This is a genomic window from Streptomyces sp. NPDC017246, assembly GCF_044331325.1.
GTDB lineage: Bacteria > Actinomycetota > Actinomycetes > Streptomycetales > Streptomycetaceae > Streptomyces.
In genome coordinates this window covers 196,396-220,489 of record NZ_JBIRMW010000009.1, presented here as the reverse complement: position 1 = coordinate 220,489, position 24,094 = coordinate 196,396, and the positions used below count along the sequence as shown (strand labels likewise).

The following is a 24,094-nucleotide window of genomic DNA, read 5'->3' as shown; positions in this document are numbered from 1 at the left end:
CGTCCTCATCTCGTGCGGCAGGCCGCCGCACGGTGCGGCGGCCGCGGCGGACCGGGTCAGCGCTTGGTGGTGTCCGAGGGCTCGGTCACGGGACGCGAGCTGGTCACGTCGCCGGGAGCGGCCTGGATGGTGCGCGGGGCGGGCTGGTCCTGGGCGGTGGTTCCCGTGCCGGTTCCGGCGTGCGGCGGGTCGGCGGGGGCACTCTGCTGGTCGTCGGACTTCATGGCCTTGGCCTCGCTCTTGAGGATGCGGGCCGACTTGCCGAGCGAGCGAGCCATGTCCGGGAGCTTCTTGGCGCCGAACAGCAGGATGATGACGACGAGGATGAGAATGATCTCGGTGGGGCCGAGCCTACCCATAGCTGTTTACCTTCTTCACCGAGGCGACATGGAGTGCGGTGCCCGGCGGGTCGGACAAGCGTCCGGCCACCGCGCTGTCTGCGATCGTAACCCGCAGGAGTAAACGCAGGGCAATGCCCTTGCATACTCCCGATTGCGTCCGGCGAGGCCGGTTCGGGGCCCCTTCGTGCAGCGTACGGCACGGACTCAGCGCAGGGACTCGCCGGTTCGGGCCAGTCCGACGGCCGCTGTCTCGAGGTCTTCGGCGGCCTGGTTGATGCGCTGTGTGGTGCGGGCCACTTGACGGCCGAGGCGCTGGACCTCGAGGAAGACCTTGACGGCGAGCACGCCGAGGACGGCGATGCCGAGGAAGCCGAGGGCGATGGCGAGCATGGGCCAGAACATGCCCCGAGCCTAGACGTTGGGCGGGAGGGCCGAGCGCTCAGACGGTGGTGTGGAGGCGCAGGGTGCGGACTCCGCCGCCGGTGAGGAGCTCGACGATGCGTTCGCCGGCGGGCTTGCGGACGGAGCTGCCGCACTCGGGGCAGGTGAAGGAGTAGAAGGTGGTGCGGCGGCTCGCCCCGATGGCGAGCCGCAGGGCGCTCGCGGAGAGTTCGAAGCGGGAGCGGCAGTCGGGGCAGGCGGCCTTGAAGAGGACCGGGGCCACCGTCGCCGTCAAACCGTGCATCACGGACATTTCCCTCATCTCTCGGCTCCCGCGCCACCTACGCCCGCTCCCCCGCTCGTCCACCGTGCGGGGTCCGCGAGCCCGTCCTGCGTCACGTCACTAACAGCGTCCCCCGGCCGGGGAACGTCACCCGCCGTCGTACGCGGCCAGCGCGGCGGTGGCCGCCGTCCTGGCGTTGTCGGCGAGCTCCTGCGGCGCGACGATCCGCCCGTCGCTGCCCAGCCGCAGCGCCAGCCGGCGCAGCGAGGCGGGGTCCGGTGTGCGCAGGGTGATCCGCAGTCCGCCGTCCGCCAGCTCGTCGGCCCGGTCGTGCGGGTAGTACTCGGCGACCCAGCGCCCGCCGGGGCCGACCTCGATCACCACCTCGGGATCGTCGGCGGAAGGCTGGACCAGGCCCGCGGAGAGATCGCGCAGCTCCAGCTCCGGCGGCGCCGCGTGCTCGTCGAGGATGCGGATCTCGGCCACGCGGTCGAGCCGGAAGGTGCGGCGCGCCTCGGAGAGCCGGCACCACGCCTCCATGTAGGTGTGGCCGACGGCGAAGAGCCGGATCGGGTCGACCTCGCGCTCGGTGAGCTCGTCGCGCGCGGGCGAGTAGTAGCGCACCCACAGGCGCCGGCGCTCGGAGATCGCCCGGTCGACCTCGGCGAAGACCCCGCCCTCGGACTCGAAGGTCACCGAGAGCCGGGAGCTGGCGCCGGCGGCCTCGCCGGCGGCGGCCTCCAGCTTGGCGGTGGCGCGCAGGAGCGCCTCGCGGTCGCTCTCGCGGAGCCCCGGGAGGGTGGCGACGGCGCGGGCGGCGACCAGGAGGGCGGTCGCCTCGTCGGCGGCGAGCCGCAGCGGCGCGGCGACGTCGTCGGGGTTGTGCCACCAGATCCGGTCGCCGTCGGTGTCGATGTCGAGGAGATCGCCGCCGCGGAAGCTGGTGCCGCACATGGGCAGCACGTCCAGGTCGGAGATCAGCTCGTCCTCGGTGATCCCGAAGGCGCGCGCGACGTCGGCGACGTGGGCGCCGGGGCGCTCACGGAGATAGGTGACGAGCGAGAGCATCCGCCTCGTCTGGTCGATCGCGTTGGCAGCCATGCGGTACGTCTTCCCCTCAGCCCTTGGCCACGGCGCGCAGCCGGTCCACCACGTCGGCCCGAAGATCGGCCGGTTCCAGTACGACGACATCGGGGCCGAACTCGACGAGCCAGGCGTCGAGGCCGTGCCCGTACGGGATCTCCAGCTCGTCCCAGCCGTCGGCGCCCTCGTTCACGGACTGGGCGCGGGCCCGCAGCGGGTAGCCGCAGCCGGTGCGCAGTCTGATCCGGGCCGAGCGGGTGGCGGTCTCGCCCGCCCAGCTCTCCACGGTCTCCCGGACGGTGACGACGTCGGGCACGGGCGCGGTGAAGGCGCCGGCGCGGGAGCGGACCTTGCCGGTGATACGGGAGAGGCGGAAGACGCGCTCGGCGCCGCGGTCGCGGTCCCAGCCGGCCAGGTACCAGTGGCCGCGCCAGCATTCGAGGGTCCAGGGTTCGACCTGGCGGGTCTCGGGGCGGGCGGCGTTGGCCTTGCGGTAGTCGAAGACGACGGGCCGGCGGTCGCGGCAGGCCAGCATCAGCGGTTCGAAGGCGGCCTCGTGGACGGGGATCCGCGGTTCGAGGGCGCTGGGCTGGGTGTCGTACGAGTCCTCCGCCTCCGGCATGCCGGCGGCGCGGAGCTTCTGCAGGGCGCCGCTGGCGGCCCCGGCGAGGCGGGCCTGCTGCCAGACCTTGGCGGCGAGGCCGAGCGCGGCGGCCTCCTCGGCGTCCAGGGTGATGGGCGGCAGCCGGTTGGAGTCGCGGCGGGCGAGGTAGCCGGTCTCGCCCTCCAGGTTCTCGACGGTCTCGATGACCAGGCCGAGCTCGCGCAGATCGTCCTTGTCGCGCTCGAACATGCGGTTGAAGGCGTCGTCACCGCTGGCTTCGAGGTAGGCCTCGATGGAGCCGCGGAGTTCACGCTTGCTCAGGGGACGGCGTGTCCCGAGCAGGCACAGCGCGAGATTCATCAGCCGCTCGGACTTGGCAATCGCCATCGACGCCCTGCACCCTTCCGCCGGATCCACTTCTCGGACGTCCGACCGTACCGCCCCGGGGTGTCGCGGCCAAAGCCGAGGGCCCCCGCCGGTGATGGCGGGGGCCCTCGGAGGACCGTCACCGGCCGGGACGGTGCCCGGCCGGGTACAGGGTCAGCGCTTGGCGACGCCCACGAGGTCGCAGACGAAGATCAGCGTCTCGCCCGGGGCGATCTTGCCGCCGGCGCCGCGGTCGCCGTAGGCGAGGTGCGCGGGGATGACCAGCTGGCGGCGGCCGCCGACCTTCATGCCCTGGACGCCCTTGTCCCAGCCCTGGATGACCTGGCCGGCGCCGAGGTGGAAGTCGAGCGGGGCGCCGCGGTTCCAGGAGGCGTCGAACTCCTCGCCGGAGTCGAAGGACACACCTACGTAGTGGACCTTCACGAAGTCACCGGCTTCGGCGAGCTCGCCGTCGCCCTCCCAGATGTCCTTGATCTCCAGGTCCTTCGGCGGCTCGCCACCCGGGAAGTCGATCTCGGGCTTCTCGATGCTCACTGAACTGCTCCTCATACTGATGAACTACGTGATCGGGACAGTCTTACACCTTGGTGAGGATGTCCACGGCGAACACCAGCGTGGAGTTCTTCGGAATCCCCTGCTGCTCCTTGTCGCCGAACGCCTCGGACGGCGGGGCGACGATGAGGACGCGGCTGCCGACCTTCTTGCCGACGAGACCGTCCTTGAGGCCCTTCAGCGTGAGCTGGGCGAGCGGGAAGTTCGCGGGCTTGCCGGTGGTGTACGTCGAGTCGAAGACCTTGCCGTCCTTCCAGACGGCGGCGACGTAGTTCACGACGATCGTGTCGGTGCCCTTGACGACCTCGCCCTTGGACTCGAGCACGTAGTTCGAGACCAGCTTGGTCGGCGGGTCGGTCTTGGGGACGGTGAGCGTGGGCGCCTTGCCGTCGGTGTTCGTCCCGACCTTCGGCAGGTCCTTGTTGTCCTGGGCGACCGGGGTGCCGGTGGCGGACTTCGGGATCGTGACGGACTTCAGGATGTCCACGACGAAGACGAGGGTGGCGTTGGGCTTGATGTCGCCCTGGCCCGCCGCGCCGTAGCCGAGCTCCGGCGGGATGCCGACCTCGATGCGGCTGCCGACCTTCTGTCCTTCGAGGGCCTGCTCCCAGCCCTTGATGACCTGGCCCTCGCCGAGGGTGAGGCTGAACGGCTGACCGCGGTCGAAGCTGTTGTCGAAGGGGGTGGTGGAGTCCCAGGCCTGACCCAGGTAGTTCACCGAGAGCGCGTCACCCTTCTTGGTCACCGCGCCCTTGCCCTCGCTGATCACATTGACCTTGAGTTCCTTGGGCGGGTCGCCCACGCCCTTGGCGAGGGTCGGCTTCTCCCCGAACTTCTCTCCCGCGGTGATGGCGGGCAGTCCGTTCTTCATCGAGGCGGAATCGGAGCCCTTGTCGTCGCTGCCGCACGCCGCTGTCGAGAGCAGCAGCAGCGGGACGACGAGAAGGCCGGCAAGTCGGCGCACGTGTTCCTCAGATCTCAGACGGCACAGTAGTTGTCCCGACACTCTAGGGGGTGCTCCTGTCACGCCGAAGGGCTCCGCACGTGTGACGTGCGGAGCCCTATGACCGGTATGACCTGCTTACATTCCGGCGATCAGCTTTTCGACCCGATCGTCGACGGAGCGGAACGGGTCCTTGCACAACACCGTCCGCTGCGCCTGGTCGTTCAGCTTGAGGTGGACCCAGTCGACGGTGAAGTCCCGCCGCTGCTCCTGGGCGCGGCGGATGAAGTCGCCGCGGAGCCGGGCCCGAGTGGTCTGCGGGGGCACCGACTTGCCCTCGAAGATCTTCATGTCGTTGCAGATCCGGGCCGCCTGGCCGTTCTTCTGCAGGAGGTAATAGAGCCCACGACGGCGGTGGATGTCGTGGTAGGCGAGGTCTATCTGCGCGACCCTCGGGTTCGACATGGTCATGTTGTGCTTGGCCCGGTAGCGCTCGATGAGCCGGTGCTTCATGACCCAGTCGATCTCGGTCTCGATCCGGTCGAGCCGCTCGCTCTCGATCGCGTCGAGCGTACGGCCCCAGAGCTCCAGGACCTGGGCGACGGTGCCGGACCTGATCCCGCGCCGGTCGACGAAGTCGACCGCCTTCTCGTAGTACTCGCGCTGCACTTCCAGGGCCGAGGCCTCGCGGCCGCTGGCCAGCCGGACCTTGCGCTGGCCGGTGATGTCGTGACTGACCTCACGGATGGCCCGGATGGGGTTCTCCAGGGTCAGGTCGCGCATCACCGTGCCCGCCTCGATCATGCGGAGCACGAGGTCGGTGGCGCCGACCTTGAGCAGCATGGTCGTCTCGGACATGTTCGAGTCGCCGACGATGACGTGCAGCCGGCGGTAGCGCTCGGCGTCGGCGTGCGGCTCGTCCCGGGTGTTGATGATGGGACGCGAGCGGGTGGTCGCGGAGCTGACGCCCTCCCAGATGTGCTCGGCGCGCTGGGAGACGCAGAACACGGCACCCCGCGGGGTCTGGAGGACCTTTCCCGCTCCGCAGATGAGCTGCCGGGTGACGAGGAACGGAATGAGGATGTCCGCGAGCCGGGAGAACTCTCCGTGGCGGGCGACGAGATAGTTCTCGTGGCAGCCGTAGGAGTTTCCGGCCGAGTCGGTGTTGTTCTTGAAGAGGTAGACGTCGCCCGCGATTCCCTCCTCGTGCAGGCGGCGTTCGGCGTCGACGAGCAGGCCCTCGAGAATGCGCTCGCCGGCCTTGTCGTGAGTGACCAGTTCGGTCAGGTCGTCGCATTCCGGTGTGGCGTATTCCGGATGCGATCCCACGTCCAGGTACAGGCGGGCGCCGTTCCGCAGGAAGACATTGCTGCTGCGGCCCCATGACACGACACGGCGGAAGAGGTAGCGCGCCACTTCGTCAGGAGACAGTCGGCGCTGTCCCCTGAACGTGCACGTGACGCCGTACTCGTTCTCCAGCCCGAAAATGCGGCGGTCCATGTCTGAACATTACGCCTGACGGCCTGTGCTGAAACCGGGTTGGCCGTTCCCGTTTCGATCATTTTCCGATCAGTGCGTGTTCTTTTCGCTGTGTACGGAGCCGAGGGCGCCCGCGTCCACGGCGTGTCGCGCCTCGGTCACGGGGGTGCCGGGGGTGCTCGGCGCGCCGAGGACACGCCCGGTGGCCAGCAGGACGAGGAGGGCGACCACGCCGCCCGCCCCGGCCACGGCGAATGCGGCGGCCGTCCCGGCGAGTTCGACGGCGGGTCCTGCGGCGGCGGAGCCGAGGGCCGAGCCGACACCGAAGGTGGTGACGAGCCAGGAGAAGGCCTCGGTCACGGTGCCGCGCGGCGCGTGCCGGTCCACGACGATGAAGGCGCAGGCGAGGACGGGCGCCAGGAAGACGCCGGCGAGGGCCGCGAGGGCGGCCATGGCGACGGGGCCGGGGGTGAGCACGAGCGGCAGGTAGCAGACCGCGAGGAGCAGGACGAGGACCCGCAGCCGCCGCTCGGGGGCTCCGGACCACTGGCGGGCGCCGTAGGTGACGCCGCCGATGAGCGCGCCGAGTCCGAGCGCGGCCATCAGCCAGCCGTAGACGGACGGGTCGCCGCGGTCGTCGGCGTAGGCGACGGCGGCGACGGTGATGGAGCCGAGCGCGAGGCCGACGAAGAAGAACGAGCCGAGGAGGGCGAGGAGCCCCGGGGAGCGCAGGGCGCCCAGCCAGTGGGCCTCCCGGGGCGCGGAGCGCCAGGTGCGGGACGGCTCGGAGAGGACGACGGCGAGGGCGCCGAGGACGCCGAGGAGGTTGATGACGAGGAGTGCGGCGGCGGGCGACCACAGGGAGACGAGGAGGGTCAGCAGCAGTGGTCCGACGGTGAACATGACCTCCTGCGCGACCGCGTCCATGGCGTACGCCCGGTGGACCCGGTCCTCGCGGCCGAGGACGCTCGGCCACAGGGCCCGCAGCCCGCCCTCCAGGGGCGGCGTGAAGAGGCCGGCGGCGACGACGGCCGCGTAGGCGAGGGCGAGGTGGCCGATGCCGCTCAGGGCGAGCACGGCCATGCCCAGGGCGGAGAGGACCGCGGCGGGCAGCTGGACCCGGGGCTGGCCCTTGAGGTCGACGGCGCGGCCGAGGAGGGGCTGGCCGACGGCGGTGGCGACGCCGTAGGCGGCGATGAGGCCGCCGGCCAGGGTGTAGCTGCCGCCCTGGTCGCGGACGAAGAGGGTGAGGGCGATGGGCCCGACGCCGTTGGGCAGGCGCCCCACGAGGGTCCCGGCGAGCAGCCGGGCCGCGTGCGGCGCCCGGAGTATGTCGAGATAGCCGCCGTGTGCCGGGGCCTCGGTGGCCATGTGGTCTCCCCTCGCCTCGGATCGGGCCGAGGTTTTACGTATAACTTCCGTGGTCATACGTACCATGTCGCCGGGACGCGGGTCCACCCCGCGACCGGAGACCGGCTTGTGAACCGCCCGACACGGAGGCTTGTGTGCAGACCCCGGAGCCGCTCGGCGGCACCCGCCCCACCAGCCGGGACGTCGCCCGGACCGCGGGCGTCTCCCAGGCCACCGTCTCCCTCGTCCTCGGCGACAAGTGGCGCGGGCGGGTGTCGGAACGCACCGCCGAGACCGTGCGGGAGGCCGCCCGGAGCCTCGGCTACCGGCTCAACCTCGCCGCCCGCAACCTGCGGCTCGGCCGCACCCGGACCGCCCTCCTGGTCGTCCCGGCCCTCACCAACGAGTTCTTCGCCCACGTCTACACGGGCGCGGCCGCCGCGGCGGCACGGCACGGCTTCGGGGTCGTCCTCTACCCCTCCCCCGACGGCCTGGGCCCGGCCCGGGACCCCTTCGCCTCGGCGCAGGCCGCCCTCGACGGCGTGCTCGCCTCCTCGATGGCGACCGACGCCCTGGAGGCCTTCCGGGGCACCGACCTGCCGCTCGTCATGCTCGACAGCGACCCGGCCGCCCCCGGCGCCGCGGCCCATGTGAACCTCGACGTCGCCGACGGCATGCGCCGGGTGACCGACCATCTGCTGGGTCTCGGCCACCGTCGCTTCCTGCATCTGGCGTCCGCGGCCCCGTCCTGGACCTTCGACGTGCGCGCCGCCACGCTCGCCCACGCCCTGAGCGGGACGGACGTGCGCACCGTACGGTCGCCGCTGAACGTCGCGGACGCGTGGGAGGCGGCGAGCCGCGCCCTCGCCGACCCCGGGCCCCGGCCCACGGCGGTGATCTGCGACGACGACATCCTCGCGGTGGGCGTCTGCAAGGCGGCGCGTCGGCTCGGGCTGCGGATCCCCGAGGACCTGTCGGTCACCGGCTTCGACGACATGGCCCTGGCGACGGTGGTCGAGCCGGAGCTCACCACGGTGCGGCTGCCCGCCGAGGAGTTCGGCCGGCGGGGCATGGAGGCGCTCCTCGCCGTTCTGGCGGGCGAACCGCCCCGGCCGGTCTCCCTGCCCGTCGACCTGGTCGCCCGGGGCTCCTCGGGGCCCGCACCGGCCTCCTGAGGGCGGACACGCCGAAGGGGCTCCGGTGCACGCGTGCGCACCGGAGCCCCTTCGGCGTAAGACTCCTCGGTCGGGGCGCCTCGGGAGGAGCGTCTACTCCTCGGGGGCCTCGTCCGAGGGCTCGTCCGTCTTCGTCACCGCCGCGTTGTCCGCCTCCAGGAGACGGGACAGCTGACGGCCGACGATCCGCTTGAACTTGCGCTGCTGCGGACGCGTACGGTCCAGGACCGCCACCTCCAGCCGCTCCGCGGGGATCTCCCGCTCACTGCCGTTGGTGTCCCGCGACAGGGCCTGCACGGCCAGCTTCAGGGCCTCGGCGAGGGACATGCCGTCCCGGTGCCGCTGGTCCAGGTAGGTGCTGATCTGCTCGGCGTTGCCGCCGACCGCGACCGAGCCGTGCTCGTCGACGATCGAGCCGTCGTGCGGCAGCCGGTAGATCTGGTCGCCGGACGAATCCGTGCCGACCTCGGCGACGACCAGCTCCACCTCGTACGGCTTCTCCCCCGCGCTGGAGAAGATCGTGCCCAGGGTCTGGGCGTAGACGTTGGCCAGGCCGCGCGCGGTGACGTCGTCCCGGTCGTAGGTGTAGCCGCGCAGGTCGGCGTAGCGCACGCCGCCGATGCGGAGGTTCTCGTACTCGTTGTACTTGCCGGCGGCCGCGAAGCCGATCCGGTCGTAGATCTCGCTGAACTTGTGCAGAGCGCGTGACGGGTTCTCGCCGACGAAGACGATTCCGTCGGTGTACTGGAGGACGACGAGGCTTCGGCCTCGGGCGATGCCCTTGCGGGCGTACTCCGCCCGGTCGGCCATGGCCTGCTGGGGTGAGACGTAGAACGGAGTGGACACCGGCGGTCCGTCCCTTTCTTCTGGGCTTCAGTCGGGCGACGAGTGGTCAGAGCAGCGCGGCGCGCGGCCCGTCGGGCTCCTCGAGGCGCCGCTCGGTGACCGCTCGGGCCAGCGCGGAGGACTCGGCCTCGGTGAGCCTGCGGTATCCCTCGTCCGTGATGACCGTGACGATCGGGAAGATCCGGCGCGCCATGTCCGGACCGCCGGTCGCCGAGTCGTCGTCCGCCGCGTCGTAGAGCGCCTGCACGACCAGCGTGGTGGCCTGCTCCTCGGTCAGGTCGGCGCGGTAGAGCTTCTTCATCGACCCGCGCGCGAAGATCGAGCCGGACCCTGTGGCGGCGTACCCGTGCTCCTCGGAGCGGCCGCCGGTCACGTCGTAGGAGAAGATCCGGCCCTTCTCCTTGCCCTCGTCCCAGCCCGCGAAGAGCGGCACGACGGCGAGCCCCTGCATGGCCATGCCGAGGTTGCCGCGGATCATGGTGGAGAGACGGTTCGCCTTGCCCTCCAGGGAGAGCGTGACGCCCTCCACCTTCTCGAAGTGCTCCAGCTCCAGCTGGAACAGCTTCACCATCTCCACGGCGAGACCGGCGGTGCCGGCGATGCCCACGGCGGAGTACTCGTCGGCAGGGAAGACCTTCTCGATGTCCCGCTGCGCGATCATGTTGCCCATGGTGGCCCGCCGGTCACCGGCGAGCACGACCCCGCCGGGGAACGTGGCCGCCACGATGGTCGTCCCGTGCGGGGCCTCGACGATCCCCTCCGGGAGCTTCCGGCCGCCCGGCAGCAGGTCCGGCGAGTGGTCCGCCAGAAAGTCGATGAACGAGGACGAGCCCGGCGTCAGGAAGGCCGCCGGCAGACGCCCGGTGCTACGAGGGTTGGCTTCCACGCGATTCCTTCCGGGTGGGAGATTCGGCCCGCCGTGGGAAGCGCCGGCCGATCTTGACTTGCTGTGCACGGACCTTACCCGTGCCACCGCTTGTCATCCGTCCCCGGACCCACGGCTTTCGCCGGGGCTCCGGGGACGGAGGACGACAGGTGCGTGGAGCGGCTACTCGCCGCCCTTCTGGACGAACGACCGCACGAAGTCCTCGGCGTTCTCCTCGAGGACGTCGTCGATCTCGTCCAGTACCGAGTCCACGTCCTCGCTCAGCTTCTCCTGGCGCTCCTGGAGGTCGGAGTTCGCCTCCGTGGTGGTCTCCTCGACCTCCTCCGTGGAACGCGTCGCCTTCTGCTGTCCGCCGCCGGTGTCCTTGGTCGCCATATCCCTCACCCCGCTCGAATCGGCCCGCTCGGTTGAGTCCGTACAAGATCAGACCCTATAGGGCGGGTCCGAGATCGGCCCCGCGATTTCCACAACGCCCCGAGCACTGTTTCCATGATTCCCAGCGCCGGGGTATTTCAGGCCCGTGCCGGGCCCCCGATCAGCTGCCGGACAGCACGCGCACCAGTTCCTCCGCCGTCCGGCAGCGGTCCAGGAGCGACTTGACGTGGGCCTTGGTGCCGCGCAGCGGCTCCATGGTCGGGACGCGCTGGAGCGAGTCCCGGCCGGGCAGGTCGAAGATCACCGAGTCCCAGGAGGCCGCGGCGACGTCGTCCGCGTACTGCTCCAGGCACCGGCCCCGGAAGTAGGCCCTGGTGTCCTCCGGGGGCTTCGTCTCGGCCCTCTCGACCGTGGGCTCGTCCAGGAGCCGCTTCATGCGCCCGCGGGCCACCAGACGGTTGTAGAGGCCCTTGTCGGGGCGTACGTCCGCGTACTGGAGGTCCACCAGGTGCAGCCGTGCGGCGTCCCAGTCGAGGTTGTCGCGCCGCCGGTAGCCCTCCATGAGCTCCCGCTTGGCGATCCAGTCGAGCTCGCCGGAGAGGCTCATGGGGTCGTTCTCCAGCCGGTTGAGCGTGTCCTCCCAGCGGATCAGGACGTCCTTGGTCTGCTCGTCCGCGTCCGCCCCGTACCGCTCCTCCACGTACTTCCTGGCCAGCTCGAAGTACTCCATCTGGAGCTGCACCGCGGTGAGTGTCCGGCCGCTGCGGAGCGTGACCAGGTACTGGAGGGTCGGGTCGTGCGAGACCTGGTGGAGGGTGCGCACCGGCTGGTCGACGGCGAGGTCGACGGTGATGAACCCGTCCTCGATCATCGACAGGACCAGTGCGGTGGTGCCCAGCTTGAGGTAGGTGGAGATCTCCGAGAGGTTCGCGTCGCCGATGATCACGTGCAGACGGCGGTACCTCTCGGCGTCGGCGTGCGGCTCGTCCCGGGTGTTGATGATGGGCCGCTTGAGGGTGGTCTCCAGGCCCACCTCGACCTCGAAGTAGTCGGCGCGCTGGCTGATCTGGAAGCCGTTCTCGCGGCCGTCCTGGCCGATGCCGACCCGTCCCGCGCCGGTCACGACCTGGCGGGAGACGAAGAAGGGAGTGAGGTGGCGCACGATGTCCGAGAAGGGGGTCTCCCGCTTCATCAGGTAGTTCTCGTGCGTGCCGTAGGAGGCGCCCTTGTTGTCGGTGTTGTTCTTGTAGAGGTGGATGGGCTGGGCCCCGGGGAGATGGGCGGCGCGCTCGGCGGCCTCCGCCATGATCCGCTCGCCGGCCTTGTCCCAGAGGACGGCGTCGAGGGGGTTGGTGACCTCGGGCGAGCTGTACTCGGGGTGGGCGTGGTCCACGTAGAGGCGTGCGCCGTTGGTGAGGATCACGTTGGCCAGACCGATGTCCTCGTCGGTGAGCTGGCTGGAGTCGGCCACCTCGCGGGCGAGGTCGAAGCCGCGGGCGTCCCGCAGCGGGTTCTCCTCCTCGAAGTCCCAGCGGGCGCGGCGCGCCCGGTGCATCGCCGCCGCGTAGGCGTTGACGATCTGGGACGAGGTGAGCATGGCATTGGCGTTCGGGTGTCCCGGGACGGAGATCCCGTACTCCGTCTCGATGCCCATTACTCGCCGTACGGTCATGCGGCCCTCCTTGCCCGGCGGCGCTCACTGTGCGCGACTCGGCGGGTACCGATGAGCCTAGAGCGGCTCCGCGCTGGTGGGGAGATGAGTTGCATATTTCCCTGTGATGCCGGGGGAAATGCTGGATGGAATGCGTCGGCTGCGGATGCCCGGTTTCCGGACATCCGCAGCCGGTGGGCGTTTTACAGGTACTGACCGGTATTGGCCACCGTGTCGATGGAGCGCCCGGTGTCCGCGCCCTGCTTTCCGGTGACGAGCGTGCGGATGAACACGATCCGCTCGCCCTTCTTTCCGGAGATTCGGGCCCAGTCGTCGGGGTTGGTGGTGTTGGGCAGGTCCTCGTTCTCCTTGAACTCGTCCACGCAGGCCTGGAGGAGGTGGGAGACGCGAATGCCCTTCTGGTTGTGGTCGAGGAAGGCCTTGATGGCCATCTTCTTGGCCCGGTCGACGATGTTCTGGATCATCGCGCCGGAGTTGAAGTCCTTGAAGTAGAGGACTTCCTTGTCGCCGTTGGCGTACGTCACTTCGAGGAAGCGGTTCTCCTCGGATTCGGCGTACATCTGCTCGACGACGGACTGGATCATTCCGTGGGCGGCGGCGGCCTTGGAGCCGCTGTGCTCGGAGATGTCGTCGGAGTGCAGGGGCAGGGTGGCGGTGAGGTACTTCGCGAAGATGTCCTTCGCGGCCTCCGCGTCCGGACGCTCGATCTTGATCTTGACGTCGAGCCGGCCGGGTCGCAGGATCGCGGGGTCGATCATGTCCTCGCGGTTGGAGGCGCCGATGACGATGACGTTCTCCAGGCCCTCCACACCGTCGATCTCGGCGAGCAGCTGCGGGACGATGGTGTTCTCCACGTCCGAGCTGACACCCGAGCCGCGGGTGCGGAAGAGGGATTCCATCTCGTCGAAGAAGACGATGACGGGGGTGCCCTCGCTCGCCTTCTCCCGGGCACGCTGGAAGACGAGGCGGATGTGCCGCTCGGTCTCACCGACGTACTTGTTGAGGAGCTCGGGGCCCTTGATGTTGAGGAAGTAGGACTTCCCCGCGGGCTGGCCGGTCACCTCGGCGACCTTCTTGGCCAGGGAGTTGGCCACGGCCTTCGCGATCAGCGTCTTGCCGCAGCCGGGCGGGCCGTAGAGCAGGATGCCCTTGGGCGGCCGCAGTTCGTGCTCCTTGAAGAGGTCCGGGTAGAGGTAGGGGAGCTCGACCGCGTCGCGGATCAGCTCGATCTGGTTGCCCAGACCGCCGATCTTGTTGTAGTCGACGTCCGGGACCTCTTCCAGAACGAGCTCTTCGACCTCGCTCTTGGGGACCACTTCGTAGACGTAGCCGGACCTGGAGTCGAGCAGCAGGGCGTCGCCGGGGCGGATGGTGACGTCCAGCAGAGGCTCGGCGAGCCTCACCACCCGCTCCTCGTCGGTGTGCCCGACCACCAGGGCGCGCTCGCCGTCCTCGAGGATCTCCTTGAGGGTGACGATGTCCCCGGCGCGCTCGTACTCCATGGCCTCGACCACGTTGAGCGCCTCGTTGAGCATGACTTCCTGGCCGCGCTTGAGCTCTTCGAGCTCGATGCTCGGGCTGACGTTCACCCGGAGCTTGCGGCCCCCGGTGAAGATGTCGCAGGTGCCGTCCTCGTTGGCCTGAAGGAAGACACCGAAGCCGGCCGGCGGCTGCGCGAGCCGGTCGACCTCCTCCTTGAGAGCCACGATCTGGTCGCGGGCCTCACGGAGCGTGTTCGCCAGTCGTTCGTTCTGGGTGGACACGCCGGCCAGGTTGGTCTGCAGCTCGACGATCCGCTCTTCGAGAATCCTCGTGTGTCGCGGAGAGTCGGCGAGCTTGCGGCGCAGGACGGCGATTTCCTGCTCGAGATAGGCAACCTGACCGGCGGGGTCTTCAGACCCTCGCCCCGGCCGGATGCCGCGGTTGATGTCGTCGTCGTGGGCTGCCACGGTCCTCACCTCCTCCAAGGGGAGCTGGACGCTTCCTGACCCTACCTGCGTGGGTGGTGATTGAAACCCCTAGATCAAAAAGACTCCGAGGTGTGTCCGATCTTCACCCTTGCGCTTCCCCTCTCGCCAGGGGAATACCCACCCTTCACGAGTTGAATGCGGGCGGTTGTATCGTCGTCTTGGGTCAACACCCGTCAGAGGTGGCCCGACTTACCCGCGAGAAGTGACACGAGAAGCAGGAACGGCAGGAGATATGACCGTGCAGCACGAGGCCCCTTCCACGGGCGCCGCAGAGGCGCTGGAGGTCTGGATCGACCAGGACCTGTGCACCGGGGACGGGATCTGCGCGCAGTACGCTCCCGAGGTCTTCGAACTGGACATCGACGGGCTCGCTTATGTGAAGAGCGTCGACGACGAGCTCCTTCAGGACGCGGGTGCCACGACGCCGGTCCCGCTGACACTGCTCCAGGACGTGGTGGACTCCGCGAAGGAGTGCCCGGGCGACTGCATCCATGTGCGCCGGGTCGCGGACAAGGTCGAGGTGTACGGCCCCGACGCGGAGTGACGCGTCAGACGCTCCGCGCGTCGGCCCCTTCGGCCCGTACGAAGGCGCCGCTCTCCCAGTACCAGCTGACCTGCTCCTTCTCGTCGGGGCAGCAGCGGGGGACGTCGAGGGACGAGTAGCCGAGCAGGGTGGCGCGGACGGCTCCGTCGCGTATGGCGAGCTCGGTCACGTTCTTGTGCTGCCCGGGTGCGACGAGCGTGGCCACCACGCGCGCGGGGGCGCCGGCCTCCTTGCCGCGGGTGAGGACGTAGATGCCGCTCGGCGGGGTGCCGGAGCCGGCTTCGCAGTGCACGACCGCAACGGTCTCGGGATTTCCGTCCCCGTCGAGGTCGCCCGTGACCCGCTTGGCGACCTTGTGGGGGCCTCCCGCGCAGTCCAGCGGATAGTCGGCTCCGGCGGCCTCGGGGGCGGGTGCGGGGCGCGGGGTCGCGGCCGGGGATGCGGTGGCTCCGGCGGGGCCGGGCTGGAGCAGGCCCGCGAGCGCGACGACCGCGGCGGTCGCGGTGGCGGTGGCGAGCCAGTGGGCCGGCCGGGCGTGGGTGTGTGCGAGGTCCGCGAGGTCCGGGGCGGCGGAGGGCTGCACGCGAGACGTCTCCTGTGGGGTGGTGCGGCGGGTTTCGGGCATCGTGCCACACGTCACAGGGGGACGGAACAGCTGGGGTCGGCCTCGTCGGCGCGGCGGCGGTTCCGCGGCACGGATGTGGGTGCGAGGCGGGTGCGGGTCGAGCGCGGGGCGAGTGCCGAGGCGGGCGTGCGGGGCGCGTGTCGAACATGAGGACGCCGCCGCCGAGTTCCCTCCCGTGGGCGGGGAACTCGGCGGCGGCGTGCCGTGGATGTCGGGACGTCAGCCCTTGTTGGGGCCTTCGTAGTCCTCGCCGTAGGCGCCCTTGGCGGGGCGGCGGCGGCGCATCGGGGGCTCGACCCCGTCCGCGAGGCGACGGGCGGTGACGAGGAAGCCGGTGTGGCCGATCATGCGGTGATCGGGGCGGACGGCGAGGCCCTCGACGTGCCAGTTGCGGATCATGGATTCCCAGGGCTGCGGCTCGGCGTAGCAGCCGAACTCGCGGATGGACTCCACGGTGCGGGCCAGCTGGGTGGTGGTCGCCACGTAGCAGCAGAGGATGCCGCCGGGGACGAGCGCCTTGGAGACGGCCTCCAGGCACTCCCAGGGGGCGAGCATGTCCAGGATGACGCGGTCGACGTCGGTGTCGGACAGGTTGTCCTGGAGGTCGCCGACGGTGAGCTGCCACGCGGGGTGGGGGCCGCCGAAGTAGCGTTCGACGTTGCCCTTCGCGATCTCGGCGAAGTCCTCGCGGCGCTCGTAGGAGTGCAGCATGCCGCTGTCTCCGATGGCGCGCAGGAGGAAGCTGCTCAGCGATCCCGAGCCCACTCCGGCTTCCACGACGCGGGCGCCGGGGAAGATGTCGGCGAAGGCCAGGATCTGCCCCGCGTCCTTGGGGTAGACCACGGCGGCGCCGCGGGGCATGGACAGGACGTAATCGGGGAGCAGGGGGCGCAGCGCGAGGTAGGCGACGTTTCCGGTGGTGCGGACAACGCTGCCCTCGGGGGCGCCGATCAGTTCGTCGTGCGGGAAAGAACCCTTGTGGGTGTGGAAGTTCTTTCCCTCTTCGAGCGTGAACGTGTAGTGACGGCCCTTGGGGTCGGTCAGCTGAACCTGGTCCCCGACCTTGAAGGGCCCGCGTCGGCGGGCGGCACCGGTCGGTTCGGACATGTGACCAGAGTACCGGGGTTACGCGGAGGGTCGTGCCATGGCCTTGACGAAGGCGCGCTCGACATCGGTGGTGGCGAGGACGCCGTAGATCTCGCCGGTGTCCTCGACGACCAGGTACTCGGTGGCCGGGCTGGCGCGGAGGTGGTCGAGGAGGGGCTGGCCGGTGAGTTCGGCGGGGACGCGCATGCCCTCGGCGAGGTCCTGGGCGAGGGTGCTGACGGCGACCCAGGGCCGGCGGTGCTGGGGGACGGCGGCGATGGCGGTCTCGCGGACGATGCCGGTGGGCTCGCCGGTGGCGTCGACGACGACGAGGGCGCGGGCTCCGGCCTCGTTGGCGCGGCGGAGGGCCTCGGAGAGCGGGGTGGCGGGTTCGACGGGGATGGCGCGGCGGGTGAGGCTGCGGGCGCGGAGCTCGGGGAGGTGTTCGCGGAGCCGGGCCATGCGGAGGCTGTTGCCGGCGCCGGTCCAGATGATGGCGGCGAGGATCGCGGCGAGCAGGGCGTCGGTGACGGTGTTGAGGCCGCTGATGTCGTCGGTGGAGTTGCCGAGGAGGCCGGTGCGGGTGAGCAGGGGCAGTCCGACGAGGACGAGTACGGCGAGGGCGCGGCCGGCCCAGGCGGCGGCGATGGTGCCGCTCATGGGCTTGCCGGTGATCTTCCAGACGACGGCGCGGAGCATGCGGCCGCCGTCGAGCGGGAGCCCGGGCAGCAGGTTGAAGATCGCGACGATGAGGTTGGAGATCATCAGGCCGGCGAGGAGGACGCCGGGGACGGTGCCGGGTTCGACGGCGTACATCGAGAGATAGAACACGCCGGCGAGGACGAGGGAGAGGAGGGGGCCGACGAAGGCGAGGACGAATTCCCGGCCGGGGGTCTCGGTCTCCTTCTCGATCTCGGAGACGCCGCCGAAGAACTGGAGCTGGATGCGGCGCACCGGGAGTTTGAAGCGGAGCGCGGCGATGGTGTGGGCCAGTTCGTGGACGAGTACGGAGGCGTAGAAGGCGACGGCGAAGAAGAGGGAGACGAGGTAGCGGGCGGCGCCGAGTTCGGGCAGGACGCGATCGATCTGGTCGCCGAAGACCCAGGTGATGAGGGCGGCGACGAGGAACCAGCTGGGGGCGACGTAGACGGGCACGCCGAAGGGCCGGCCCATGAGGATCCCGCCGCCGGGCTCCTCGGTCCGCTGCGGCTTGGGCTCGTCCTGGTTCACGGGTTCCTTTCGTCGCGAGGTGTGACCCACGTCGGTGTGTCACGGTTCGATCATGCAGTGCGACGGGGTCCCAGGTCGATGGTATTCCGCTCGCTGTCGGTGGCGGGTCGTAGGGTCTTCGTCATGAGTACGAGCGAGCAGGTGCCGGCGGAGCCCCGGGCGCCCATGTCGTTGTCGCCGTCGCGGGCGAGCGATTTCATGCAGTGTCCGCTGCTGTACCGGTTCCGGGTGATCGACCGGCTGCCGGAGAAGCCGAGCGCGGCGGCGACGCGGGGCACGCTGGTGCACGCGGTGCTCGAGCGGCTCTTCGACGATCCGGCGGTGGATCGGACGGCGCCGCGGGCGCGGGCGATGGTTCCGGGGCAGTGGGACCGGCTCCTGGAGTCGAAGCCGGAGCTGGGCGAGCTGTTCGCGGAGGACCCGGACGGGGAGCGGCTGGCGGGCTGGCTGGGTGAGGCGGAGCGGCTGGTCGAGCGGTGGTTCACGCTGGAGGATCCGACGCGTCTGGAGCCGGCCGAGCGTGAGCTGTTCGTGGAGACGGAGCTGGATTCGGGGTTGCGGCTGCGCGGGGTGATCGACCGGATCGATGTGGCGCCGTCGGGTGAGGTGCGGATCGTCGACTACAAGACGGGCAAGGCGCCGCGGCCCGAGTACCGGGACGGTGCGCTGTTCCAGATGACGTTCTACGCGCTGGTGGTGTGGCGGCTGAAGCGGGTGATTCCCCGGCGGCTGCAGCTGGTGTATCTGGGCAGTGGTGAGGTGCTGACGTACGACCCGGTGGAGGCGGATCTGCTGCGGGTGGAGCGGAAGCTGCTGGCGCTGTGGGAGGCGATCCGGCTGGCGACGGAGTCGGGTGACTGGCGGCCGCGTCCGACGAAGCTGTGCGGCTGGTGTGATCACCAGTCGGTGTGTCCGGAGTTCGGGGGGACTCCCCCGGTCTACCCGCTGAAGATCGTTCCCGCGCGCCCGCCGGAGTCGGGCGAATCGGGTCAGGGCAGAATGGACCTGGCCCCGCCGGCGCCGTAGCGCCGGCGTACCTCGTGAGTTCAGGTCCCCTGAAGGAGCCCTTGTGACGATCCGCGTCCTCTTGGTCGACGATCAGCCGCTGCTGCGCACCGGCTTCCGGATGATTCTGGAGGCGGAGCAGGACATCGCGGTGGTGGGTGAGGCCGGGGACGGTCTCCAGGCGCAGGACCAGGTGCGGGCGTTGCAGCCGGACGTGGTGCTGATGGACATCCGTATGCCGCGGATGGACGGGGTGGAGGCGACGCGGCAGATCACGGGTCCGGGTCGGGACGGTCCGGCGAAGGTGCTGGTGCTGACGACCTTCGATCTGGACGAGTACGTGGTGGAGGCGCTGCGGGCGGGGGCGAGCGGCTTCCTCCTGAAGGACGCCCCGGCGACGGAGCTGGTGCAGGCGATCCGGGTGGTGGCGGCGGGTGAGGCGATGCTGGCGCCGTCGATCACGCGTCGGCTGCTCGACAAGTACTCGGCGCATCTGCCGACGGGCGAGGAGCAGGTTCCGGACACGCTGAACACCTTGACGGACCGCGAGGTCGAGGTGCTGAAGCTGGTGGCGCGGGGTCTGTCGAACGCGGAGATCGCGGCGGATCTGTTCGTCAGCGAGACGACGGTCAAGACGCATGTGGGTCATGTGCTGACGAAGCTGGGGCTGCGGGACCGGGTGCAGGCCGCGGTGTACGCGTACGAGAGCGGTCTGGTGCGGCCCGGCGCCAACGGACAGTAGCCGGTGGACGACGGCGAGGGGCCCGGTGCGCGTGTCGCGCGCCGGGCCCCTCGCCGTCGTGTCGGGCGGGTCAGCCCTTGCGGAGCTCCCAGAAGCGGAAGACCGTCGAGGCGTCGAGGGTCCATTCCAGGCCGGTGACGTCGTCGCGCGCGACGGCGTACTGCTTGCCCTGCCAGAGCGGCAGGAGGGGCAGCTCCTCGGCGACGAGGTCCTGGAGCCTGCCGTACTCGTCGGCGGTGGCGGCGCGGTCGGGGGCGGCGGCGGTCTTGGGGAGGAGGCTGCCGGTGATGGTGGCGTTCTCGTAGTGGTTGCCGAGGACGTTGCCCTCGCCGAAGAAGGGGGCGGTGAAGTTGTCGGCGTCGGGGTAGTCGGGGACCCAGCCCTTGACGTAGACGCCGTACTTGCCGGCGGCGATGTCCTTCTCGTACTGATCGTAGGCGACGGACTTGACGTCGGCGTCGAAGAGGCCGCTCTCGTTGAGCTGCTCGGCGATGGCCTTGAGCTCCTGGTCGGTGGACGGGCCGTAGCGGCTCGGCGTGGACCAGAGGGTGAGCTTGAGCTTGTCGGTGACGCCGGCCGCGCGCAGGGCCTTCTTCGCCTTCGCCTTGTCGGGGGTGCCGTAGGTGTCGTAGAAGGCGGTGTTGTGTCCGGCGATGCCGGCCGGGACGATCGAGTAGAGCGGCGTGGCCGTCGACTTGTAGACGCCTTCGACGAGGGCGTCGCGGTCGACGAGGTGGGCGATGGCGCGGCGGACGCCGAGCTTGCCGACGACCGGGTCCTTCATGTTGAAGACGAGGTGCTGGACCTCGGCGCTGCTGCCCTGGATGACCTCCATGCCCTTGTCGTCCGTGGTGTCGGACGTTTCCAGGGTGGCGATGTCCTCGGCGGCGAGGCCTCGGTAGGCGACGTCGACGTCGCCGTCGGTGAGGGCCTTGGAGAGGGCGGCGCGGTCGCCGCGGTAGAGCTTGAGGGTGACCGCGTCGTTCTTGGGCCGTGCGGTGCCCCGGTAGCCGCTGTTGGCGGAGAAGCCGGCCTCGGTGTCGCTGAGGGAGTCCAGCTTGTACGGGCCGGAGCCGGTGGCCTTGCCGTCGGTGCGCAGGGCGTCGGCGGGGTACTCGCGGTGGTCGACGATGGAGCCGGCGCCGGAGGCGATCTTGCTGGGGAAGGTGGCGTCGGGGACCTTGAGGCGGAAGACGACGGTCCGCTCGTCGGGGGTCTCGATGCTCTTGATGGTGGAGAGCAGCGGTGCCGGGCCGGAGGGGTCGGCGATCTTGAGGGCCCGCTCGAAGGAGAACTTGACGTCCTCCGAGGTGAGCTTGTTGCCGTTGGAGAAGGTGAGGCCGTCGCGCAGGGTGCAGCTGTAGACGGTGCTGCCGGCGGAGAAGCCGCACTTGTCGGCGGCCTCGGGCTCGGGTTCGGAGCCGCCCTTGGGGAAGGCGAGGAGGGACTGGAAGACGTTGTTGAACAGCAGCCAGGAGCCGGGGTCGTAGCCGGCCGCCGGGTCGGTGGCGAGGATCTCGTCGGACATGCCGACGCGTATGCCGTTGCCCGATCCGCCCGATCCGCCCTGTTCGGTGCCGCAGCCGCTGAGGAGGGCGGCGGCCAGGCCGGCGGCGAGCGGGGCCGTCAGCCACTTGTTGTGCGTCTTCACAGAACGTGCCTCGTGATCTCTTGTCAGGCCGGCCGCGCGCGGGTGCGCGGCCGGTGTAACCGATCCAGTCGACGGGTTATGCGGTACCGCGGCCCAGTTCCCAGAGCAGGAGGTCGGAGGACGTGTTGAGGGCGTACTCGACTCCGTTGAGGTCGTCGCGGGCGGCGACGTACTGCTTGCCCTGCCACAGGGGCAGGACGGGTACGTCCCGGGCGACGATCTTCTGGATCTGGTTGAAGACGGGGCCTGCGGCGGTGCGGTCGGCCTGGCGGCGCGAGCGCGGGATGAGCTGGTCGCGGACGACCTTGTTCACGTACGGGGTGTTGAGGAAGTTGTCGCTGTCGAGGAACGGCGCGATGTAGTTGTCCGGGTCCGGGTAGTCCGGGAACCAGCCGAGGCCGTAGACGGCGTAGTCGCCGCGCTTCTGGGCGGTGCGGAACTTCGACCACTCGGCGCCCTGGACGGTGACGTCGAAGAGTTCGGTGGCGACGAGCTGCTTCTTGAGCGCCTCGAACTCCTGGGCGGTCTCGGCGCCGTAGTGGTCGGTGGTGTAGTTCAGGGTCACCTTGACCGGGGTCTGGACGCCGGCGTCCTTGAGGAGCTTGGCGGCACGGGCGCGGTCGGGCTCGCCGTACTCGTCGAAGAAGGGGGTGGCGTGGCCGGTGATGCTGGAGGGGATCAGCGAGTACAGGGGCTCGGCGGTGGGGCCGTAGACCATGTTCACGAGGGCGCCGCGGTCGACGACGGCGGCCATGGCCTGGCGTACGGCCTTCTCCTGGACGGCGGGGGCCTTGGTGTTGAAGCCGAGGTAGCGGATCTCGAGGCCGGGGACCTCGACGACCTCGATGCCGTCCTTGGGCGTCTCGGTGAGGTTCTTGATCTGCTGGCGCGAGAGGGAGCGGGCCATCATGTCGATGTCGTCGCTCTCCAGGGCCCGGCCCATGGTGTCCGCGTCACTGTAGGGACGCAGTTCGACCTGCTCGTTGCGCAGGGTGATGTCGCCCTTGTAGGCGGGGTTCTTGGTGAAGACGAAGCGGGTGGCCTTCTCGCCCTCGCGCTCGACCTTCATGGTGTACGGGCCCGAGCCGTCGACGTCGAAGCCGTCGCGGAGCTCGCCGGCGGAGTACTTGTCCTTGCTGAGGATGCCGGCGACGGGGGTGGAGAGCTTGAACGGGAACGTGGCGTCGGGGGTCTTCAGGTGGAAGACGACCTCGTCGGTGCCCTTGGTCTCGATGGTGTCGATGTTCGAGAGGAGGGCGGCCGTGCCGTTGTCCGACTTGATCTTCAGGACGCGCTCGATGGAGTACTTGACGTCCTCGGCGGTGATCGCGGTGCCGTCGGCGAAGGTGAGGCCGGGGCGGAGCTTGCAGCGGTAGCTCTCGCTGGCCTTGTCGGAGAATCCGCAGCTCTGGGCGGCCTCGGGGACGGGCTCGCCGCCGTCGCGGGGCACGTGCATCAGGGTCTGGACGGTCTGCCGGAGGATGTTCCAGGCGCCGGTGTCGTAGGCGAAGGCCGGGTCGAGCGGGGCGGGGGCGTCCGCGGTGGCGATGAACTGGTCCGTGGTGCCGACGACGATCGCTCCGGCGTCCTCCGTGCTCCCGCAGGCGGCGAGCAGAGGGGCGAGCAGTCCGGCCACGGCCGGGAGCACCAGGGTCTTGCGGTTCATCAGGGACGATCTCCTCATCCGGCACTGGGATACAGCGGTCAGTGGAACTCCGCCGCCGGCCGCCCGGTCGGGGCGGGAGCGATCGGGCCGGGTGTTGCGATCGGTCCTGTGTTCACGGCGACTTGGGTGTGCGCCGGTCCACGCGGTTATACGGCGAAGTACTCGCGAAAGATTAGTGGGCGGCGCCGCTATTGCCGGACCACGGGCGGCCGTGGGGGTAATCGCACAGTGATCATGAATACGGGCGCTTCGATAGTCATGCGCCGGATGATGCGGACGGCGGCGAGCGAATCAGGACACATGGGGGCGCCGAAACCTGTCCTTTTCGGGCAGGGAACGCAGGAAGGCCACCCCCCGTCAGGCACTCTGCGTGACCAAGGTCACGCGGAGGCCTTTTCGGCGAATGGCCTGATCATTTTCCCCGGACCCCTGCGCATTCAGGGCCGGGGAAGCTCAGATAAACCTCAGATGCCGGTGATCAACGTACGCAGGAAGGGCACGTCGACCTCTTCCAGGGAACGCACGACGACCCGGCCCGGAGAAGGCGCGATCGGCGCGACGGAGGGCACCGCGACGACGCGGCAGCCCGCCGCCTCCGCGGCCGCCACACCGGTCGCGGTGTCCTCGATGACGGCACAGAGCACGGGGTCGGCGCCGACCCCCTGGGCGGCCGTCAGGTACGGCTCCGGGTGCGGCTTGGTCCGTACGACCTCGTCCCCCGCGACGGTGAGGGTGAAGCGGTCACGGCCGAGCGAGTGGAGGACCTTGTCGATGATCCGCCGGTGCGAGGCGGAGACCAGGGCGGTCGGGATGGAGTGCCGGGCCAGCTCGGCGAGCAGCCGCTCGGCACCCGGCATCAGCGGCACGCCGCGCGCGATGCGCTGCTCGAACTTCTCGTTGAGCAGGACGGTCAGCTCGGCGACGGTGATGTCGGCGCCGGTGGAGTCGATGAGGTAGCCCGCGCTGCGCGTCATCGGGCCGCCGACGACGATGTCCCGCCAGGCCTCGTCCAGCCGGTGCCCGAGGTCGGCGAAGACCTCGACCTCCGCGTCCCACCAGAAGCCCTCCGTGTCGACGAGGGTCCCGTCCATGTCGAGGAAGACCGCCTGCAGGGCGGAGCTTCCGTTCGTGCGGAACAGGGACGCGGGGACCGTACTGGTCATCCGGCACACCTCCATGGAGGGACGAGAAGGCCGGCCTCCCTCCCCGGTACGGGGA

24 protein-coding genes are annotated in these 24,094 nt (G+C 70.1%); 4 read left to right on the top strand and 20 right to left on the bottom strand.

The genetic code is table 11. The features are described from left to right. Positions 1-56 precede the first annotated feature (56 nt). The 9 genes from tatA to ACH4MY_RS22425 form a co-directional block, all read right to left on the bottom strand. Positions 57-359 (bottom strand): Sec-independent protein translocase subunit TatA, encoded by a 303-nt coding sequence (tatA, locus tag ACH4MY_RS22465; RefSeq protein ID WP_398005495.1) that lies wholly within the window; start codon positions 357-359, stop codon positions 57-59. A gap of 186 nt (positions 360-545) precedes the next feature. Beyond that, the gene (locus tag ACH4MY_RS22460; RefSeq protein ID WP_398005494.1) at positions 546-743 is read right to left on the bottom strand and encodes a hypothetical protein; all 198 of its coding nucleotides are present in this window, start codon (positions 741-743) and stop codon (positions 546-548) included. A gap of 37 nt (positions 744-780) precedes the next feature. Further along, positions 781-1,044, bottom strand: coding sequence for a hypothetical protein (locus tag ACH4MY_RS22455; RefSeq protein ID WP_398005493.1), 264 nt, complete (start codon positions 1,042-1,044; stop codon positions 781-783). A gap of 108 nt (positions 1,045-1,152) precedes the next feature. Next, positions 1,153-2,106 carry a helix-turn-helix transcriptional regulator gene (locus ACH4MY_RS22450; protein ID WP_398005492.1) on the bottom strand — a complete coding sequence of 318 codons (954 nt, stop codon included), beginning with the start codon at positions 2,104-2,106 and terminating at the stop codon, positions 1,153-1,155. A 16-nt stretch (positions 2,107-2,122) separates the two neighbouring features. Further along, entirely contained in the window at positions 2,123-3,079 is a 957-nt protein-coding gene (locus tag ACH4MY_RS22445; protein ID WP_398005491.1) for a helix-turn-helix transcriptional regulator, read from the bottom strand. Positions 3,080-3,232: 153 nt separating this feature from the next. Continuing rightward, complete coding sequence (locus tag ACH4MY_RS22440; RefSeq protein WP_398005490.1) at positions 3,233-3,613, bottom strand: FKBP-type peptidyl-prolyl cis-trans isomerase; 381 nt, start codon at positions 3,611-3,613, stop codon at positions 3,233-3,235. 43 nt (positions 3,614-3,656) lie between these two features. Beyond that, positions 3,657-4,595, bottom strand: a complete 939-nt coding sequence (locus ACH4MY_RS22435; protein ID WP_398005489.1) for an FKBP-type peptidyl-prolyl cis-trans isomerase — start codon at positions 4,593-4,595, stop codon at positions 3,657-3,659. A gap of 117 nt (positions 4,596-4,712) precedes the next feature. Next, positions 4,713-6,074, bottom strand: a complete 1,362-nt coding sequence (pafA, locus tag ACH4MY_RS22430; RefSeq protein ID WP_398005488.1) for a Pup--protein ligase — start codon at positions 6,072-6,074, stop codon at positions 4,713-4,715. A 69-nt stretch (positions 6,075-6,143) separates the two neighbouring features. After that, positions 6,144-7,424: an MFS transporter gene (locus ACH4MY_RS22425; protein WP_398005487.1), complete on the bottom strand. Its 1,281-nt coding sequence runs from the start codon at positions 7,422-7,424 to the stop codon at positions 6,144-6,146. Positions 7,425-7,558: 134 nt separating this feature from the next. On the opposite strand from ACH4MY_RS22425, the gene ACH4MY_RS22420 reads away from it, so the two are divergent. Next, positions 7,559-8,578 carry a LacI family DNA-binding transcriptional regulator gene (locus ACH4MY_RS22420; RefSeq protein WP_398005486.1) on the top strand — a complete coding sequence of 340 codons (1,020 nt, stop codon included), beginning with the start codon at positions 7,559-7,561 and terminating at the stop codon, positions 8,576-8,578. A gap of 93 nt (positions 8,579-8,671) precedes the next feature. Here the strand turns inward: ACH4MY_RS22420 and prcA are convergent, their stop codons facing one another. The 5 genes from prcA to arc form a co-directional block, all read right to left on the bottom strand. Then, positions 8,672-9,424 carry a proteasome subunit alpha gene (gene prcA, locus ACH4MY_RS22415; RefSeq protein ID WP_398005485.1) on the bottom strand — a complete coding sequence of 251 codons (753 nt, stop codon included), beginning with the start codon at positions 9,422-9,424 and terminating at the stop codon, positions 8,672-8,674. A 46-nt stretch (positions 9,425-9,470) separates the two neighbouring features. Beyond that, positions 9,471-10,310: a proteasome subunit beta gene (gene prcB, locus ACH4MY_RS22410; protein WP_398005484.1), complete on the bottom strand. Its 840-nt coding sequence runs from the start codon at positions 10,308-10,310 to the stop codon at positions 9,471-9,473. 162 nt (positions 10,311-10,472) lie between these two features. Next, on the bottom strand, positions 10,473-10,685 hold the full coding sequence (locus ACH4MY_RS22405; protein WP_073818441.1) for a ubiquitin-like protein Pup: 213 nt from the start codon (positions 10,683-10,685) through the stop codon (positions 10,473-10,475). A 160-nt stretch (positions 10,686-10,845) separates the two neighbouring features. Beyond that, complete coding sequence (gene dop / locus ACH4MY_RS22400; protein WP_398005483.1) at positions 10,846-12,357, bottom strand: depupylase/deamidase Dop; 1,512 nt, start codon at positions 12,355-12,357, stop codon at positions 10,846-10,848. A gap of 182 nt (positions 12,358-12,539) precedes the next feature. Further along, the gene (gene arc, locus ACH4MY_RS22395; RefSeq protein WP_398005482.1) at positions 12,540-14,306 is read right to left on the bottom strand and encodes a proteasome ATPase; all 1,767 of its coding nucleotides are present in this window, start codon (positions 14,304-14,306) and stop codon (positions 12,540-12,542) included. Between the two features lie 253 nt (positions 14,307-14,559). Between arc and ACH4MY_RS22390 the strand changes: the two genes are divergently transcribed. Further along, positions 14,560-14,871 carry a ferredoxin gene (locus ACH4MY_RS22390; protein ID WP_398005481.1) on the top strand — a complete coding sequence of 104 codons (312 nt, stop codon included), beginning with the start codon at positions 14,560-14,562 and terminating at the stop codon, positions 14,869-14,871. A gap of 4 nt (positions 14,872-14,875) precedes the next feature. On the opposite strand, the gene ACH4MY_RS22385 is transcribed toward ACH4MY_RS22390, so the two are convergent. The 3 genes from ACH4MY_RS22385 to ACH4MY_RS22375 form a co-directional block, all read right to left on the bottom strand. Continuing rightward, entirely contained in the window at positions 14,876-15,454 is a 579-nt protein-coding gene (locus ACH4MY_RS22385) for a hypothetical protein (protein WP_398005480.1), read from the bottom strand. A gap of 261 nt (positions 15,455-15,715) precedes the next feature. Next, positions 15,716-16,603 carry a tRNA (adenine-N1)-methyltransferase gene (locus ACH4MY_RS22380; protein WP_015032448.1) on the bottom strand — a complete coding sequence of 296 codons (888 nt, stop codon included), beginning with the start codon at positions 16,601-16,603 and terminating at the stop codon, positions 15,716-15,718. Positions 16,604-16,621: 18 nt separating this feature from the next. Beyond that, a complete protein-coding gene (locus tag ACH4MY_RS22375; RefSeq protein ID WP_398005596.1) occupies positions 16,622-17,755 on the bottom strand; it encodes a site-2 protease family protein in 1,134 nt (377 codons plus the stop codon). Between the two features lie 180 nt (positions 17,756-17,935). Between ACH4MY_RS22375 and ACH4MY_RS22370 the strand changes: the two genes are divergently transcribed. Together ACH4MY_RS22370 and ACH4MY_RS22365 are read left to right on the top strand one after the other, a co-directional pair. Further along, positions 17,936-18,838, top strand: coding sequence for a RecB family exonuclease (locus ACH4MY_RS22370; protein WP_398005479.1), 903 nt, complete (start codon positions 17,936-17,938; stop codon positions 18,836-18,838). Between the two features lie 43 nt (positions 18,839-18,881). Next, positions 18,882-19,559 (top strand): response regulator transcription factor, encoded by a 678-nt coding sequence (locus ACH4MY_RS22365; protein ID WP_187622755.1) that lies wholly within the window; start codon positions 18,882-18,884, stop codon positions 19,557-19,559. Positions 19,560-19,629: 70 nt separating this feature from the next. Here the strand turns inward: ACH4MY_RS22365 and ACH4MY_RS22360 are convergent, their stop codons facing one another. The 3 genes from ACH4MY_RS22360 to ACH4MY_RS22350 form a co-directional block, all read right to left on the bottom strand. Continuing rightward, complete coding sequence (locus tag ACH4MY_RS22360; protein ID WP_398005478.1) at positions 19,630-21,210, bottom strand: ABC transporter substrate-binding protein; 1,581 nt, start codon at positions 21,208-21,210, stop codon at positions 19,630-19,632. Between the two features lie 76 nt (positions 21,211-21,286). Continuing rightward, positions 21,287-22,876: an ABC transporter substrate-binding protein gene (locus ACH4MY_RS22355; RefSeq protein ID WP_398005477.1), complete on the bottom strand. Its 1,590-nt coding sequence runs from the start codon at positions 22,874-22,876 to the stop codon at positions 21,287-21,289. A 464-nt stretch (positions 22,877-23,340) separates the two neighbouring features. Then, positions 23,341-24,039 carry an HAD family hydrolase gene (locus tag ACH4MY_RS22350; RefSeq protein ID WP_398005476.1) on the bottom strand — a complete coding sequence of 233 codons (699 nt, stop codon included), beginning with the start codon at positions 24,037-24,039 and terminating at the stop codon, positions 23,341-23,343. Positions 24,040-24,094: the final 55 nt, after the last annotated feature.

What these genes read in the sequence shown, in the direction of transcription:
- tatA (WP_398005495.1), bottom strand. Translation starts at nt 359, where the DNA reads ATGGGTAGGCTCGGCCCCACCGAGATCATTCTCATCCTCGTCGTCATC.
- ACH4MY_RS22460 (WP_398005494.1), bottom strand. Translation starts at nt 743, where the DNA reads ATGTTCTGGCCCATGCTCGCCATCGCCCTCGGCTTCCTCGGCATCGCC.
- ACH4MY_RS22455 (WP_398005493.1), bottom strand. Translation starts at nt 1,044, where the DNA reads ATGAGGGAAATGTCCGTGATGCACGGTTTGACGGCGACGGTGGCCCCG.
- ACH4MY_RS22450 (WP_398005492.1), bottom strand. Translation starts at nt 2,106, where the DNA reads ATGGCTGCCAACGCGATCGACCAGACGAGGCGGATGCTCTCGCTCGTC.
- ACH4MY_RS22445 (WP_398005491.1), bottom strand. Translation starts at nt 3,079, where the DNA reads ATGGCGATTGCCAAGTCCGAGCGGCTGATGAATCTCGCGCTGTGCCTG.
- pafA (WP_398005488.1), bottom strand. Translation starts at nt 6,074, where the DNA reads ATGGACCGCCGCATTTTCGGGCTGGAGAACGAGTACGGCGTCACGTGC.
- ACH4MY_RS22425 (WP_398005487.1), bottom strand. Translation starts at nt 7,424, where the DNA reads ATGGCCACCGAGGCCCCGGCACACGGCGGCTATCTCGACATACTCCGG.
- ACH4MY_RS22405 (WP_073818441.1), bottom strand. Translation starts at nt 10,685, where the DNA reads ATGGCGACCAAGGACACCGGCGGCGGACAGCAGAAGGCGACGCGTTCC.
- dop (WP_398005483.1), bottom strand. Translation starts at nt 12,357, where the DNA reads ATGACCGTACGGCGAGTAATGGGCATCGAGACGGAGTACGGGATCTCC.
- ACH4MY_RS22390 (WP_398005481.1), top strand. Translation starts at nt 14,560, where the DNA reads ATGACCGTGCAGCACGAGGCCCCTTCCACGGGCGCCGCAGAGGCGCTG.
- ACH4MY_RS22380 (WP_015032448.1), bottom strand. Translation starts at nt 16,603, where the DNA reads ATGTCCGAACCGACCGGTGCCGCCCGCCGACGCGGGCCCTTCAAGGTC.
- ACH4MY_RS22375 (WP_398005596.1), bottom strand. Translation starts at nt 17,755, where the DNA reads ATGGGCCGGCCCTTCGGCGTGCCCGTCTACGTCGCCCCCAGCTGGTTC.
- ACH4MY_RS22370 (WP_398005479.1), top strand. Translation starts at nt 17,936, where the DNA reads ATGAGTACGAGCGAGCAGGTGCCGGCGGAGCCCCGGGCGCCCATGTCG.
- ACH4MY_RS22355 (WP_398005477.1), bottom strand. Translation starts at nt 22,876, where the DNA reads ATGAACCGCAAGACCCTGGTGCTCCCGGCCGTGGCCGGACTGCTCGCC.
- ACH4MY_RS22350 (WP_398005476.1), bottom strand. Translation starts at nt 24,039, where the DNA reads ATGACCAGTACGGTCCCCGCGTCCCTGTTCCGCACGAACGGAAGCTCC.